We start from the raw sequence: 15122 nt of genomic DNA on the forward strand, positions 1-15122 counted from the left end.
ATTCATTCCCTTAAACTAATTTTAAATAGTAACTTTAGTTTATCATAAAAAGAATGGAATGAATAACCTGATTTAAGCTTGTTTATAGACATTTCCAGCTAACAAAATAAAGCAGGAAGTATCTCCATTTCTAAAGATAAATCTTTTTAAAATCTTTTTCTTCTTATAATTTATGTAATTTAGGGTAATAAATACGATAACAACACATTTTACGATTATTCATGTTATGATGTTTGTAATATAATTATATTTCTCAATATCAGACTTCATTATGAAACGTTTAAATTATAAATGTTTCATTCTATATATGAATAGAGAAAAAGGAGGAATTGTAATGCGAAACGTATTTAAAATATTCACTTACGTTATTATTGCTCTAGCTGTAATTGGTTTAATTTCCCAATTAACAACTAACACAGTGGGATTTTTAATAAGCGTATCCATTACCATCATTATTGCTGCAGTTATTTTTATTGTTATTCGGCAGGTGATGATGCCAAAAGGCCAACAAGCTAGTGAAATAAAGAAATACAAACAAGCGGTAAAAGCATCAAAAAAGAAATATCAACAAACAAAAATATCTCATATCAAAAATGTTAAAGACAATAGACCAACTACTCATAGAAAAAAACCCCGTCGAAAAGCCACTCATTTACGAGTAATTGATGGGAATAAATCGAATAAAAAGCCGAATGTTCATTAAACATTCGACTTTTTTTGTGCATTCTATTTAGAATTTTTTTGTTGAATTTCTTTGAGCTGAGCTATTCTTGTTTTATCTTGTTTAAAATAATCAACGAGATGACCAATTCTTTCAATAGAATGCCAGCTTAAATGATGTTCTATCCCTTCCACATCATTATATATATGCTCTTCATCTACTCCGATAATTTCCATAAACTCTTCTAATAAATCATGACGAAATACTAGCTTTTTACCAAATTCCGTTCCTTTGTCAGTCAAAACAAAACCACGATATTTTTCATATATTAGATACTCGTCCTTATCCAGTTTCTGAACCATTTTTGTTACAGATGAAGGATGGATAGAAAACTTTTCTGCAATATCAGATACTCTTGCATAACCTTTCGTTTCAATCAAATTATAAATCACTTCTATATAGTCTTCCATTGTTGGTGTTGGCATGTCTTTTCCCTCCTTCATATATTTTTATAGCAAGAAACTTTTTTGTAAGGCTTACTTTAATCATACAAGAAATAACCTTTTTATACAAATAACGCAGTCTTTACATAAGAAAAGCGAAAGTCGCGCCCTTACAGGCTAAAAACGCGACGTCACGAGCACAACGCTAGGGGAATACGGATTCAGTACGCCACGTCACGCGAGCAACATCCGCACTAGTACATCCTGTACGTCGTACGTCGAAAAAGATTGCGTCCCCGTCCTTTGGGGGCTTCGACGGTAGTCGAACTTCCTTTACCCTTGAGATAAAGGAAACATGCCCTTTAGGGGTATCCAACGTTAGGCTTTAGCCTGATTTTAATTGGGCTTCCTTATAAAACAGAACCGATGTTGACTTTCACCTGCGGGGCACGACGGACACGACGAGCTAGTATCAGCGTTCGTGCTCGTGACGTGACCATATTTAGCTAATGAAAGTGCGACTATGACTCTGTCTGCACCTGACTGCTTGGCAATCGTCAAGTCTTCTTTATTGTAGGGCGGCTCGTGTTAGCTCTTAGTTTTTGGCGCTCGGAGCTAGACAGTGCTGTCTCTGCATAAGAATTAATTTATACAAAACTTTTATTCTTTCCTACTACATGAAAAACTGTTGTAGAAAGGATTAAAATCCTTCTACAACAGCCTGATTATTTCGTATAATTGTCAAAATAACCTTGTATGAAGACAAGAGGTGTACCTTTATCACCGCTACCAGAGGTTAAATCAGATAATGATCCAATTAAATCTGTTAGCTTTCTTGGCGTTGTTCCTTGAGTCTCAACAGTACCTACTAAATCGTCTTCTTTATTATTAATAAATTCTCTTATCGCATTATTAAGATTTTCACCTTTTAAATCCGAAAAGTGATTATCTGCTAGATATTTTAATTTTACTTCATTAGGAACCCCGTCGAGGCCAGTGGTATATGCAGGTGATACTACTGGGTCAGCTAACTCCCAAATTTTACCTGCTGGATCTTTAAATGCGCCATCTCCATAAATCATTACTTCGACTAGTTTACCTGTTTTTTCTTTGAACATTTTCTGTATTTTCTCAACGATAGGTTGACAATCTCTTGGGAAAAGCTTCACTCCATCATCTGTTGATTTATTCGAACCTAGCAAACCAAATTCTCGGTTATAACCACTACCATCAACAGACTCTGATAAAATCTCATCCAAGCTGTAAACTTTTTCTACACCGTTTGCTTTTAAATGTCTTTTCGTTCTTTCTCTCGTATGTATATCACAAGCTAAAACGCTTTTTGTATAATCTAAAATGGTTTTTGGACTATTTGAGAATATAATCTCGCATTCGACACCGTACTGAGAAACAAGAGATTTATAAAAATCAATATAATCTACCCCGGTAAAAGTATGCTTAATATAACCAAAGTTATCACGGAACTGTTGTTCTGTTAATACATCTGTCCAAGGGTTAACCCCTTTTTCATCTAATGTATCAATATCCACAAGATGATTCCCAACTTCATCTGAAGGATAACTTAACATAATAACAATTTTTTTTGCCCCTTTAGCTATTCCACGCAAAATGTTTGCGAAACGATTCCGACTTAGAATAGGAAAAACAATGCCTATAGTATCTTCACCAAATTTATTTTTAACATCCTTTGCAATTTGATCCAAGGTTGCATAATTTCCTTGCGCACGAGCCACAACGGATTCTGTGATAGAAACAATATCGCGATCTTGTATTTCAAAGCCTTCTACTTCTGCTGCTTTTAAAATACTATCTACTGTGATTTGTTCGATATTATCTCCCTCATTAATGATTGGACATCGAATTCCTCTTGTAACCGTTCCAACAACTCTTTCCACAAAAAATCGCTCCTTCACAATAACACTATTTCTAAAGTGCCTTTGTCTTCTCTACTATTGTACTATACACGATAACAATGCTAAATGTAAAATGACAATATGGTAAAGAGATCAAAATGAATAATAATGTTTTTCTTTTTTGTCACAAATCTTTATTGATGAAGAGGCCTGTTTATTTAACGATAGATTATTTCAAAAAAACTTGAAAAAGCTGACTAGAATCATTATGGTATGCTCCCCTTAAGGTAGACAGATAAAAAAATAAAAATCTGTTTATTTAGGGGGGGTTTTTGTGTCCAATAAATTTTATTCTACAGAATTTAAACATGAAGTAGTCATGGCTTATAAAAAAGGAAAATATTCTCTTACAGAAATCTATTCAACGTATCAAATCCCTAAGGTTACCTTATATAACTGGATAGAGAAGTTTGAAGAATCTGGAATAGAGGGTTTAGCAGATTCAAGGACTTGGAAACGATATGCTAAGGAATTGAAAACAGCTGCAGTCAACGATTATTTATCAGGGAAGTACTCACAAAATGAAATCATTAAAAAGTATGGAATTTCTAGTAGAGGGGTACTTCAAAAATGGATTAAAAAGTATAATGGTCATAGAGAATTAAAAGGGACGAAAAGGAAGGGAAGATACTCTATGACGAAAGGGAGAAAAACCACTTGGAAAGAACGAATCCAGATTGTACAAGATGCTTTAGCCGACGAGAAAGATTATCAAGAAACGGCTGAAAATCACCAAGTATCCTACCAACAAGTATATCAATGGGTACATAAATATGAAGAAGGTGGATGGGATGCGTTAAAGGATCGACGAGGACGTTCCAAACGTGTGGAAGAATTAACTCCAGAAGAAAAAATGAAATTAAAGATGCGCCAAATCGAAAAAGAAAATGAACGTTTACGTGCAGAGAATGCTTTCTTAAAAAAGTTAGAGGAGATCGAAAGGAGGAGAAAATAAATCAAGTCAGATGGGAAAATACATATATCGCTATAAAAGAACTGCATGAAACGGATCAACTAAGCATCGTCTTATTATGTGATATTGCTGGTGTTTCAAGAGCTGCTTACTATAAATGGGTCAATCGTACACCTTCCTTTCGAGAGCTTGAGAATGAAAAAATTATCAAAGAAATGAAAGCCCTCCATCATCAGGTGGAGGGCATCTATGGTTACCGACGAATGATGTTGAACATGAATCGGAAATTTGGTCAGCACTTTAACCACAAAAGAATATATCGATTGATGAAAGTCGCTGGGATCCAATCTGTTATTCGAAGAAAGAAGAAACAGTATAAACACTCTACTCCTCAACATGTCGCAGAAAATGTGCTCAACCGTGAATTTACAGCTGAAAAGCCAAATGAGAAATGGGTGACAGATGTCACGGAATTGAAGTATGGCCAATCAAAAAAAGCCTACTTAAGCGCGATTCGTGATCTATATGATGGATCGATTGTGAGTTATGTGTTAGGGCATTCCAATAATAATCCGCTTGTGTTTCAGACTTTTGATCAAGCTGTAGCCCTTTTGGATGGAGAACATCCGCTGATCCATAGTGATCGGGGATTTCAGTATACCTCTAAAGGTTTTAAACAAAGGGTAGAGGAAGCAGAAATGACACAGAGTATGTCTCGTGTTGGTAGATGCATTGATAATGGTCCTATGGAATCCTTTTGGGGAACACTTAAATGTGAAAAGTATTATTTACATAAGTTTGAGACATTTGAAGAGCTATCGAGTGCGATAGAAGCATATATACATTTTTATAATCATGAAAGATATCAAGAACGACTAAACGGCCTTAGCCCTATGGAATATAGAGCTAAAGCCGCTTAGATCCTTTTTATTATTTCCACTGTCTACTTGACAGGGGGCAGTTCATTATCTAATCAGCTTTTTCCTCTACTTATTTTACGATTATAGACCACATTTCAACTGTGCACCACAGCTTGTACATGTATTACATCCACCGATTTCTGCCACATGCCCTTCACGACATACCGGGCAACGATCGCCGATTTCAGAACCTATCGTTACATTCGTCTTCTCCAATTCTTGAATGGTATCGCGAATGATTCTTCTTGGTTCTTCAATTTCTTCAAATTCAAATTCTGCTTGTTCAAATTTGTTTTCTTCTGCTTTTAGTGTAAGTACTTGAGAATCCCTACTACCATCAACATAGACAGTTCCGCCTTTTGCTCCACCATCATATAGACGACGATATACTTGTTCTACCTGCTCAACAGAGTATCCTTTTGGTGCGTTTACTGTTTTCGAAATAGAACTGTCTACCCATCTTTGAATAATACATTGTGTATCTGCATGTGCTTCTGGTGATAAATCCATTGCTGAAATAAACCATTCTGGTAATTGCTCCGGATTAGCATTTGGATTCATTTGTAGATATTCCTCTACAATTGCTGCTTTTACTTCAATAAACTTACCTAAACGTCCACTACGGAAATATGAAAAAGAGAAATATGGTTCTAAACCTGTTGAAACTCCCACCATTGTTCCTGTTGATCCCGTAGGTGCAACAGTCAATAAATGTGAATTTCGAATACCATATTTTAAAATTCCTTCACGAATATCTTCAGGCATTTTTTTCATATATCCAGTATTAATAAATGCATGACGTAACTGCATTGTCTCTTCTTCTGTTTCTCCAATTAAAAATGGAAAACTTCCCTTTTCCTTAGCAAGTTCAATCGAAGCACGATAAGCAGTTGTTGCAATCGTTTCAAATACTTTATCAATTAACTGATTTCCTTCTTCAGAACCATAAACAGTTTCGCAGTAGATAAGTAAGTCATGTAATCCCATAACTCCTAAACCTACTCTACGCTCACCTAATGCTTGTTTTTTGTTATCTTCTAAGAAGTATGGTGTTGCATCAATTACATTATCTTGCATACGTACACCATTTCTTACCGTTTGCTTTAGCTTTTCATAATTAACTTTTTTCTCTTCTTTATTTGCCATTTCAGCTAAATTTACAGCTGCTAGATTACAAACTGAGTAAGGTGCTAATGGTTGTTCACCACATGGATTTGTTGCAACAACTTGAGCTCCATATGCCTTTGCGTTTGTCATATCATTGGCATTATCAATAAAGAAAATGCCCGGCTCTGCTGAATATGTTGCACAAATATTAATCAGATCCCAAAGTGCACTTGCTTTAATTCTTCGGTATACTCGAATTCCATAACCCATTTCTTCCCACTGGCGAACATCACCAACATGATGCCAATTCTCATTATATTCTTTCATTTCTTGCTCATTATAATTTTCAACATCTGGAAATCTTAACTCATAATAACTATCATTATTCACTGCTTCCATAAACTCTTTTGTGATACAAACTGAAATGTTTGCCCCAGTTAAAAAGTCGGGATGATGAACAGAGTATGTACCACCTGTATTTAGCTTCTCTTCCGCTTCTCTAAAAGCAGCCTTCGTAAACCCACCTTGTCCTGGCATTTTCCGATAGTTTAGAATACCTTGATATAAATCTCTTTCCACTTCCGTTAATGGAGTGAATTTCAATTTTTCTTTTGCTAATTGTTTAATTTGTTCATCTTCTGTGTTTTCTATTAAATAGCGTAAGATACGTGGGTTTTGCATTTTCGAAATAATAAATTCTACAATATCAGGATGCGAATCCACTAGCATAATCATCTGTGCTCCACGTCGACTTCCACCTTGCTCTACTAAATGAGTGAGCTTGGCAATATCATCTAACCAGGATACAGAACCTGAAGATTTTCCATTTACACCTCTTGCAAGCGCATTTCGTGGTCGTAAGGTAGACCCATTTGTTCCTACTCCTCCACCACGGCTCATAATTTCCATCACCTGTTTACGATGATCTGAAATTCCTTCACGAGAGTCTTTAACAAATGGCATCACATAGCAATTAAAATAAGTAACTTCTGTATCTGCTCCTGCGCCATATAACACTCTACCAGCTGGAACAAAATTCAATCCTGCTAGTTCCTCGTAAAAAGTCTGGCCCCATTTTTGTCTATTCTCTTCTGTTACCTCTACACTTGAAAGTCCTGTAGCATTTCTTTTCGCTATTTGCTCATAAAAAATTTCTAACGGTTTATCAATGACATCAATATCTCTAATGATTCTTCCTGTTGCCATTTCTGTCTCATCATCCAATACAGAAAGATACTCTTGATCCACTAAAATTTCAGCTGTATTATTTTCCAAATTCAATGCTTGAATAATTCCTGTACCTCTTGCAGGAAAATTAGGATCGGCTTTAACTGTTAATACAACAAAATCTCCTACTTTTAATGTTTTCTTTTCTGTATCTTTAAATGAATAACGATCTAACATAACTAATTGGGATACACCTTGATGTCTTAATTTCATATCTGGTGTAATTGGATGAACTTGCGGAAATCGTTTAATATCTTCATTTAAAGACCCTATATTAATTTTCGTATCTTGTTTCACAATAGTAGACATGATAACCTCTCCTTACAATAATACAATATATTGTGCTTTTCATAAGATTTTAATACTATATATTGTTATTTGACCAAAAAAAACCAATAAAGTCAATATAAAAGAATTATATTTCTATAACAATTTCTAGTTAAATGATTGTTTAAAATCAACAACTTGTTCTATCTTATACAATTTCAGCCAAAAAGAAAAATACTTTGATATTCTAGTCGATACCTTCTATAATCAATAATAGGATGAACAAAACGAAAAGCGCCTGTAAAAATTATACGTGGCTGGGACAAAAGTATTTTTACTAGCAAATTCTAAACATAGATTGCGTTAATATTCGCTCTATCTACATCGTTCGTTTTTTATGCTAATCACTTTCTTTTGTCTCAATTTCTTTGTAAGATTAGGTGCGGACATGAACTCTTAACATAATAGCGTAAGAAATATTCATGTTGAAATTTTACACATTCTTAGAATTAAAACGGGGGAAATAATGATGACCAAATTTTACGTTATTGCTGCAGTTATCCTTCTTGCATTTTTTGTTTTCCGTTATTTTAGACAAAAAACATTTATCAATCTCTTAACGGAAGAACAATTTCGTGAAGGTTACCGTAAAGCACAGTTAATTGATGTGCGTGAACCACAGGAGTTTGAAAATGGGCATATTTTAGGTGCAAGAAATATTCCTGTTACACAAATGCGTCAACGACTAGTAGAAATGCGCCCAGATAAGCCTGTATACCTCTATTGTCAAGGTGGAGCTCGATCCAACCGTGCTGCAAATTTATTGCATAAAAAAGGGTACAAAAAAATATACCAGCTTAAAGGCGGATTTAAAAAATGGACTGGTAAAGTAAAGACAGGAAAATAAAATATAATAAAAAACGCTTGGAGTTATTAGGCTCCAAGCGTTTTTTTATGTTTGCAAATTTATTCTTTTGTATAGCGTAAGATTGGTTTCCTAGCTGCTGTAGTTTCATCCATACGTTTTACAACTGTGTTATGAGGAGCTTCTTGAACAATTTCTGGATTTTCTCTAGCTTCTTTAGCAATTTGAAGCATGGTATCAATAAATCCATCTAATGTTTCTTTAGACTCTGTTTCAGTAGGCTCAATCATCATTGCTTCCTCAACATTTAATGGGAAGTAAATGGTAGGTGGATGATAATTAAAATCTAACAGACGTTTAGCCATATCTAATGTGCGAACACCTAGCTTCTTCTGAACACTTCCTGACAATACGAACTCATGCTTACAATGCTGCGTATAAGGAAGTGTAAATTCTTTCTCTAACTTACGCATCATGTAATTTGCATTCAGTACTGCATATTCACTAGCTTGCTTTAGTCCTATGCCTCCCATTGAACGGATATACGTATAGGCTCTTAAATAGATACCAAAGTTACCATAGAATGGCTTCACGCGTCCAATTGATTTCTCACGATCATAATCAAATGTAAGTAAATCATCTTCACCTTTAACTAATACAGGCTTTGGTAGGAACGGCTCAAGCTCTTTTGATACTCCAATTGGACCAGAACCAGGACCTCCACCACCGTGTGGACCTGTGAATGTTTTATGAAGATTTAAATGCACTGCGTCAAATCCCATGTCTCCTGGACGAGCATAGCCCATGATTGCATTTAAATTTGCTCCATCATAGTAAAGCTTTCCACCAGCTGCGTGTACTACTTTAGCCATTTCTAAAATTTCTGTTTCAAATAATCCAAGTGTATTCGGGTTTGTCAACATTAAAGCCGCTGTATCATCGCCGACTTTACTCTTTAAATCTTCTAAATCAACTAAACCTTTTTCATTCGATTTTACTGTTACAGATTCAAAACCAGCCACAGTCGCAGAAGCTGGGTTTGTTCCATGTGCTGAATCAGGAACTAATACTTTTGTACGATGAGTGTCACCATTTGCTTCATGGAATGCTCTAATCATCATTAAAGCTGACCATTCTCCATGAGCACCAGCGGCAGGCTGCAGGGAAGTCGCGTGCATTCCTGTAATTTCATTCAATGAATTTTGTAAATCATAAAGCACTTCTAGAGCACCTTGTACTGTTTTTTCATCTTGTAGAGGATGGATATTACTAAAGCCCGGAAGACGAGCCACATCCTCATTAATTTTAGGGTTATATTTCATTGTACAAGAACCTAATGGATAGAAACCAGAATCTACCCCATAGTTACGATTAGAAAGTCCTGTATAATGTCTCATAATTTCTAGTTCACTTACTTCTGGTAATTCAGGTGCTGTCTTACGAACATAAGCATCTTCAATTTCTGCTTCTAAATCAAATTCTGGCACATCTAATGCTGGTAGACTATAACTCTTTCTACCTTCTTTACTACGTTCAAAAATAAACGGAAAGTCTTTATTAGCCATGGATATCCCCCAATTCTTTTACAAAAGTATCAATTTCTTCTTTTGTACGAATTTCAGTTACTGCAATTAACATGTGGTTTTCTAAATCTGGGCTTACTTTGCCTAAATCATAACCACCAATAATTCCTTTTTCCAATAGCTTATCATTTACTTCTGAAACAGAAGTTGATAATTTCACTACAATTTCATTAAAAACAGATCCTTCAAATACGACAGGTACATTTGCTTCTGCTAACTTCTGCTTAGCATATCTAGTCTTCTTCATGTTTAACACAGCCATTTCTTTTACCCCATGCTTACCTAAAGAAGTCATGCATACAGAGCTAGCAAGTGCATTTAATGCCTGGTTAGAACAAATATTAGAAGTAGCTTTATCACGACGGATATGCTGTTCACGCGCTTGTAAAGTCAATACGAAACCACGAAGTCCATTCTCATCTTTCGTTTGACCAACGAGACGTCCTGGTACTTTACGCATCAAGTTTTTCTTTACTGCAAAATAACCACAATGTGGCCCACCAAATTGAGCAGGAATACCAAATACCTGTGTATCTCCAACAACGATATCTGCTCCGAATTCACCTGGAGGGGTTAAATAACCTAGTGCTAGTGGATTACTAGATACTAAGAACATTGTCTTTTTATTTGTTTCAATAATTTCTTTAATTTCTGCTAAGGGTTCAATTTGTCCAAAGAAGTTTGGATATTGAACAACGACACCTGCTATATTCTCATCAAGTGAGTCTTTTAATTGCTCAAGATCTGTTAAACCATTTACTTGATCAATTTCAACTACTTCAATGTTCTGCCCTTTAGCGTATGTATGAATAACAGCTAAAGATTCTGGATGAATAGCTTTAGACACAAGAACTTTATTTCTTCTTGTTTGACCAGCACTTAAAGTAACTGCTTCTGCTAATGCCGTTCCCCCATCATACATAGATGAGTTTGCAACATCCATACCTGTTAATTCACAGATCATTGTCTGGAATTCAAAAATAGCTTGAAGCTCCCCTTGAGAGATTTCCGGTTGATATGGGGTATATGCTGTATAAAACTCTGAACGACGAATAACATGGTCTACAACAGATGGAATAAAGTGATCGTATACTCCAGCACCTAAGAACGAAGTATATTCACTTGTATTGATATTTTTGCTTGATAGCTTTGTTAATTCACGCTTTAATTCAACTTCACTTGTTGTTTCTTTAATCTTTAATCCTTCTTTTAAACGAATCTCACTTGGAATATCAGAAAATAATTCTTCTGTAGACTTAACACCAATTGCGTCTAACATTTCTTGCTTATCATTTTCTGTCATTGGTAAATATCTAAATCCCATTATTTATTCCTCCTATTTTCCAGGTTTATAAAATGGTGTTTGAATAACAACCGCTTTTAATTTACGTTTACGTACTTGAACATATAATTCAGTACCAACTTCTGTGTACTCACTGTTCACAAGAGCTAAACCAATATTTTTCTGTAATGTTGGTGATTGTGTACCAGTAGTAACAAAGCCAATCTCTTCGTCCTCATGTAATACAGGATAATCAGTACGCGGAATACCTTTATCTACCATCTCAAGACCAACGAGCTTACGAGTCGTACCTTCAAGAATCTGTTTTGCTAAAGCTTTTTTACCAATAAAATCAATTTCTTTATTCGTCTTCACCGCAAAGTTTAAGCCTGCTTCGATTGGTGAAATAGATTTCGATAATTCTTGTCCATAAAGCGGAAGAGTTGCTTCAAAACGCAGTGTGTCACGGGCACCTAAACCAGCTGGTAATAACCCATCCTCTTTTCCAACTTCTAAAAGTAATTTCCATAATGCACTTGCAGCATCTTTATTAATGTATACTTCAAAGCCATCTTCACCTGTATAACCAGTACGAGACACAAGTGCAGTTTCATTAATTCCTTTAAACGAAACATTTTCCTCAAAACGGAAGAATTTAATTGCGCTTAAATCAGTTTCTGTAGCTTTTTGTAAAATCGCTTCTGCTTTAGGACCTTGAATAGCTAAAAGTGCATACTCATCTGACTTATTTGTAATAACAACATCATCATAATTATTATGTTCAACAAGCCACTCATAATCTTTATCAATATTAGAAGCATTTACAACAAGTAAGTAACTATTCTCTTCTAGCTTATAGATTAAGAAATCATCAATGGTACCACCATCTTCATAGCACATAAATGTATATTGCGCACGCTTAGGCGTTAATTTTGAAACATCATTTGTGACAACCTCTTGTAAAAATTTTTCACTATTTGATCCGTGTACAAATATTTCCCCCATATGCGAAACATCAAAAAGACCTGCATTTGTTCTTACTGCATGGTGTTCTTCTTTAATGCTTGAGAATTGTACAGGAAGATCCCAGCCACCAAAATCAATTGTCTTTGCACCTAATGCTGCATACTCTGGAAATAATGGTGTCCTTTTAAGTTCACTCATCAGATCATCTCCTTATATTAATAAATGATTTACTTCTGAACTGCATAAAAAATAGAGGTTTCACTGATACCCAGGAAACCTCTGTCCTTAAACCAGAAAGTTGCACATCAAATAAACCTATGATGCTTGCTTCTTGGGTGGTCTACAAATTGTAGACGCTCTCCAGAGATGCGTCCTACAAGAGTCTTTTTACCTGAGAGATTCGCCTAAGCTTGCTCCTTCGGTGTTACCTTCGAGACTATTTTAAAATCTAATCTCTTTGTAAGCTCTCCCCTTGTAATCATCCGCGTCATATCAAATTATTCATAATAGTTTGAACTATGTATCAAAAAAATACGAAAACACTCTATTTCCGTCAGTTCATGTACTTACAATAATCTCATTATAGCATAAGTTTTCAAAATAAAGTTAATTAAATCAATATAAAAGCATGTTGTATAAACGAAAATAAAACCCTTAATTTTTTATAAGATTAAGGGTTTTATTTCTGTGACGAACATATGATTTTTTCAGCGTATATTATTAATTAAAAAACTAACTTTCTACGCTTACGCTTTATTTTAGTGTCCAAAACCAGGAACTAAAATAAATTCAGAATACCATGTGAATCCGATGAAGAATAAAGTACAATATGCTCCGAACAAATACATATACATGCGTTCAGATAATTTTAAATAACTAACTGTTAGGAAAAAAGCAGTTTGAACTAAAAATAAAAGTGCAGTATTATACATATCACCGACATAGAACATTACAGTAAAAATACCAGTCCAAAAAGCTAACACACGAAACATACGATCCATGCTATTTTCCCCTCCTTCTATGTAGCCTTCGTTTTTTATTATAAACGAGTATTCTAATATTGTAAATAAATCATACTACACATTTCAAAGTTTTGCTAGCATCGATAAAATTATTCACATTCTTATCAAATATTATGAAATGATAATAGAAAATTATTCATTTATTTGGATTTTATCTTTTTTTAAAATCGAAGAAATTGCCTTCCCTTTTGTTTCCGCTAAAATATATAAGGTCATGCTCTCATGATCTGTCCAAGTACTTGTAACAGTAACTTCCCCTTCTGGAAATGAATAATGGAAATCTCTTCTCACATTTTCATAGGCTTGTTCTTCCTGCATATAAGAGTGATATCCCATTTGCATTAATGATTCGAGCGTTAATTGTTCCAAATGATTATTTGTCATATTCATTTCATGATAAAAAGAAATCGTATAAGGAACGAGAATGATAAAAAATAATGTGACAACTACCATCATATATGGATAAAAGAATCCGCTATTATCAGCTTTGCATAAATCCCAATATCTTCTCAACCTGAGCACCTTCTAGCATTTCAATTTCCACTAATATTCCAAATGATCTTGGTGAAAATTTAACGTTTTTTACATCCCGTAATAATATTTCATTTCCTTGACGATCTACTCTACGTCTAATCACTTGATTATACTTTTCAACTAAAATAGTTTTATCATCTATCACCAATTCCAATTTATCATTAAATGAGCTAACCTCACTGGCTTGTAAAATCTCATCTCGTAAAAAATAAAGAAAATTTTGAGTAGAGAGCTCTTCATATGTTGATTGTGTATGTTGAATAGCTGAAAAAGCATAGATAATAAATGGTAAAGTTACTACAATAAGCGAGATAGAAATAAAGGCAGAAATAAATGACATTCCTCTATTATTTTTGAAAACCGTACAAACAAAATGTTTCATCTTTATTTTTAACATTTTTCCAGCTTGCACATCCTTGTATATATTGCTGATTTGGTCTAAAAGTCAAGCTAATATGAGTATAATTATGATGCACGATAGATTTCACATCTTCACCTGCTAAATAATGTTGTAATTCATCATGTAATGTGGAGCTAATCCATCTACGTTCTGTCAGGACTTTCCTCTCTGTTTCTATCATACTAATTGCAGGAATAAAAATTATAATAAATAGAAAGATAATCGAAGATGAAATAATAACTTCTATCATCATAAATCCTTTACTATTCAACGACATACCCCCTACCTGTTCCAAAAGGAAATACCATTCTATAATTTCTCTGTGGCGTTTTAATTTGGATAGAACCTGGATTTAAAATTCTTCCATGAGCATCAAAATTAATATTATTCATTGTAAAAGATGTATCAAATGTCCATTGTTCAGGATAATCTCTAGCCAATAAAACTGTTTGATTCTCAACAATTACATAGCGGGTAGGAGACAACATAAGGCGAACATTATCTTTGCTTCTCATTGCTATGCTTTGTGCATATAAAACATCAGACTGTAAAGTATCAAAAAATCCTTTCGCTTTTATTTGATTCAGATCTTTTACCAAAAATGGAACAGATAAAGAGAAGATTAATATCCAGATACCAAGAGCAATCAGTAGCTCTATTAAACTAAACCCATGATTTTGTGATTTAATCATTTGGGATAGATACCACACCATCACTATAGATTAGCGATTTTTGGTTAGAGCATGTTGTTTGTGTTTCCGTAATATACCCATCAGTAACTAATTCATTTAAATTACTAGGATATTGTCCATTCTCAACATAATAAAGCTGTACTTGAGACTGCACTACTTGTTTTAGAGCCTCACATCCTTTTTCATTCACCTCTTTTGTTCTTCCACTTAAATTGGGCACAATTAGAATAATTAAAATGGCGATAATTAAAAGCACGATCAACATTTCCACTAATGTGAACCCTTTCTCCGACTTCATCATTGAGA

At 34.5% G+C, this 15122-nt stretch carries 14 protein-coding genes, 2 pseudogenes and 1 riboswitch; of the genes and pseudogenes, 4 read left to right on the forward strand and 12 right to left on the reverse strand.

Features of this window, described 5'->3' with window-relative positions; translation table 11 throughout:
- Window positions 1–334: 334 nt before the first annotated feature.
- Window positions 335–703, forward strand: coding sequence for an SA1362 family protein (locus AB4Y30_RS09805; protein ID WP_368652060.1), 369 nt, complete (start codon window positions 335–337; stop codon window positions 701–703).
- 23 nt (window positions 704–726) lie between these two features.
- Here the strand turns inward: AB4Y30_RS09805 and mntR are convergent, their stop codons facing one another.
- Together mntR and AB4Y30_RS09815 are read right to left on the reverse strand one after the other, a co-directional pair.
- Window positions 727–1146 (reverse strand): transcriptional regulator MntR, encoded by a 420-nt coding sequence (mntR, locus tag AB4Y30_RS09810; protein ID WP_368652061.1) that lies wholly within the window; start codon window positions 1144–1146, stop codon window positions 727–729.
- Window positions 1147–1829: 683 nt separating this feature from the next.
- Window positions 1830–3020, reverse strand: a complete 1191-nt coding sequence (locus AB4Y30_RS09815) for a coenzyme F420-0:L-glutamate ligase (protein ID WP_368652062.1) — start codon at window positions 3018–3020, stop codon at window positions 1830–1832.
- Window positions 3021–3357: 337 nt separating this feature from the next.
- Here AB4Y30_RS09815 and AB4Y30_RS09820 point away from each other — a divergent pair.
- A pseudogene (locus tag AB4Y30_RS09820) lies at window positions 3358–3438 on the forward strand (hypothetical protein); the annotation flags it as partial.
- A gap of 6 nt (window positions 3439–3444) precedes the next feature.
- Window positions 3445–4871 (forward strand): annotated as a pseudogene (locus AB4Y30_RS09825) (IS3 family transposase); the annotation flags it as partial.
- Between the two features lie 81 nt (window positions 4872–4952).
- On the opposite strand, the gene AB4Y30_RS09830 reads toward AB4Y30_RS09825, so the two are convergent.
- The gene (locus AB4Y30_RS09830) at window positions 4953–7514 is read right to left on the reverse strand and encodes a vitamin B12-dependent ribonucleotide reductase (RefSeq protein ID WP_368652063.1); all 2562 of its coding nucleotides are present in this window, start codon (window positions 7512–7514) and stop codon (window positions 4953–4955) included.
- A 487-nt stretch (window positions 7515–8001) separates the two neighbouring features.
- On the opposite strand from AB4Y30_RS09830, the gene AB4Y30_RS09835 reads away from it, so the two are divergent.
- Entirely contained in the window at window positions 8002–8379 is a 378-nt protein-coding gene (locus tag AB4Y30_RS09835) for a rhodanese-like domain-containing protein (RefSeq protein ID WP_368652064.1), read from the forward strand.
- A 59-nt stretch (window positions 8380–8438) separates the two neighbouring features.
- On the opposite strand, the gene gcvPB is transcribed toward AB4Y30_RS09835, so the two are convergent.
- The 9 genes from gcvPB to comGC form a co-directional block, all read right to left on the reverse strand.
- Window positions 8439–9902 carry an aminomethyl-transferring glycine dehydrogenase subunit GcvPB gene (gene gcvPB / locus AB4Y30_RS09840; protein WP_368652065.1) on the reverse strand — a complete coding sequence of 488 codons (1464 nt, stop codon included), beginning with the start codon at window positions 9900–9902 and terminating at the stop codon, window positions 8439–8441.
- Window positions 9895–11244: an aminomethyl-transferring glycine dehydrogenase subunit GcvPA gene (gcvPA, locus tag AB4Y30_RS09845; protein ID WP_368652066.1), complete on the reverse strand. Its 1350-nt coding sequence runs from the start codon at window positions 11242–11244 to the stop codon at window positions 9895–9897. The genes gcvPB and gcvPA overlap by 8 nt, the downstream gene beginning before the upstream one ends.
- Before the next feature lie 12 nt (window positions 11245–11256).
- On the reverse strand, window positions 11257–12366 hold the full coding sequence (gcvT, locus tag AB4Y30_RS09850; protein ID WP_368652067.1) for a glycine cleavage system aminomethyltransferase GcvT: 1110 nt from the start codon (window positions 12364–12366) through the stop codon (window positions 11257–11259).
- A gap of 171 nt (window positions 12367–12537) precedes the next feature.
- A riboswitch (glycine riboswitch) is annotated at window positions 12538–12650 on the reverse strand.
- A gap of 276 nt (window positions 12651–12926) precedes the next feature.
- Window positions 12927–13169, reverse strand: coding sequence for a DUF2626 domain-containing protein (locus tag AB4Y30_RS09855; protein WP_368652068.1), 243 nt, complete (start codon window positions 13167–13169; stop codon window positions 12927–12929).
- Between the two features lie 153 nt (window positions 13170–13322).
- Window positions 13323–13703, reverse strand: coding sequence for a hypothetical protein (locus AB4Y30_RS09860; RefSeq protein WP_368652069.1), 381 nt, complete (start codon window positions 13701–13703; stop codon window positions 13323–13325).
- A complete protein-coding gene (locus AB4Y30_RS09865; RefSeq protein ID WP_368652070.1) occupies window positions 13672–14064 on the reverse strand; it encodes a competence type IV pilus minor pilin ComGF in 393 nt (130 codons plus the stop codon). The genes AB4Y30_RS09860 and AB4Y30_RS09865 overlap by 32 nt, the downstream gene beginning before the upstream one ends.
- Window positions 14065–14071: 7 nt before the next feature.
- Window positions 14072–14395, reverse strand: coding sequence for a hypothetical protein (locus AB4Y30_RS09870; RefSeq protein WP_368652071.1), 324 nt, complete (start codon window positions 14393–14395; stop codon window positions 14072–14074).
- A complete protein-coding gene (gene comGD, locus AB4Y30_RS09875) occupies window positions 14388–14816 on the reverse strand; it encodes a competence type IV pilus minor pilin ComGD (RefSeq protein WP_368652072.1) in 429 nt (142 codons plus the stop codon). Before comGD ends, AB4Y30_RS09870 begins: the two co-directional genes overlap by 8 nt.
- Complete coding sequence (gene comGC / locus AB4Y30_RS09880) at window positions 14809–15117, reverse strand: competence type IV pilus major pilin ComGC (protein ID WP_368652073.1); 309 nt, start codon at window positions 15115–15117, stop codon at window positions 14809–14811. Before comGC ends, comGD begins: the two co-directional genes overlap by 8 nt.
- Window positions 15118–15122: the final 5 nt, after the last annotated feature.

Origin of the sequence: Ornithinibacillus sp. 4-3, from assembly GCF_040958695.1 — a bacterium.
GTDB lineage: Bacteria > Bacillota > Bacilli > Bacillales > Amphibacillaceae > CALAMD01.

Coding starts and splice junctions, on each gene's coding strand:
- mntR (WP_368652061.1), bottom strand. CDS start 1,146: ATGCCAACACCAACAATGGAAGACTATATAGAAGTGATTTATAATTTG.
- gcvT (WP_368652067.1), bottom strand. CDS start 12,366: ATGAGTGAACTTAAAAGGACACCATTATTTCCAGAGTATGCAGCATTA.
- AB4Y30_RS09805 (WP_368652060.1), top strand. CDS start 335: ATGCGAAACGTATTTAAAATATTCACTTACGTTATTATTGCTCTAGCT.
- gcvPB (WP_368652065.1), bottom strand. CDS start 9,902: ATGGCTAATAAAGACTTTCCGTTTATTTTTGAACGTAGTAAAGAAGGT.
- AB4Y30_RS09855 (WP_368652068.1), bottom strand. CDS start 13,169: ATGGATCGTATGTTTCGTGTGTTAGCTTTTTGGACTGGTATTTTTACT.
- AB4Y30_RS09835 (WP_368652064.1), top strand. CDS start 8,002: ATGACCAAATTTTACGTTATTGCTGCAGTTATCCTTCTTGCATTTTTT.
- comGD (WP_368652072.1), bottom strand. CDS start 14,816: ATGATTAAATCACAAAATCATGGGTTTAGTTTAATAGAGCTACTGATT.
- comGC (WP_368652073.1), bottom strand. CDS start 15,117: ATGATGAAGTCGGAGAAAGGGTTCACATTAGTGGAAATGTTGATCGTG.
- AB4Y30_RS09830 (WP_368652063.1), bottom strand. CDS start 7,514: ATGTCTACTATTGTGAAACAAGATACGAAAATTAATATAGGGTCTTTA.
- gcvPA (WP_368652066.1), bottom strand. CDS start 11,244: ATGGGATTTAGATATTTACCAATGACAGAAAATGATAAGCAAGAAATG.
- AB4Y30_RS09865 (WP_368652070.1), bottom strand. CDS start 14,064: ATGTCATTTATTTCTGCCTTTATTTCTATCTCGCTTATTGTAGTAACT.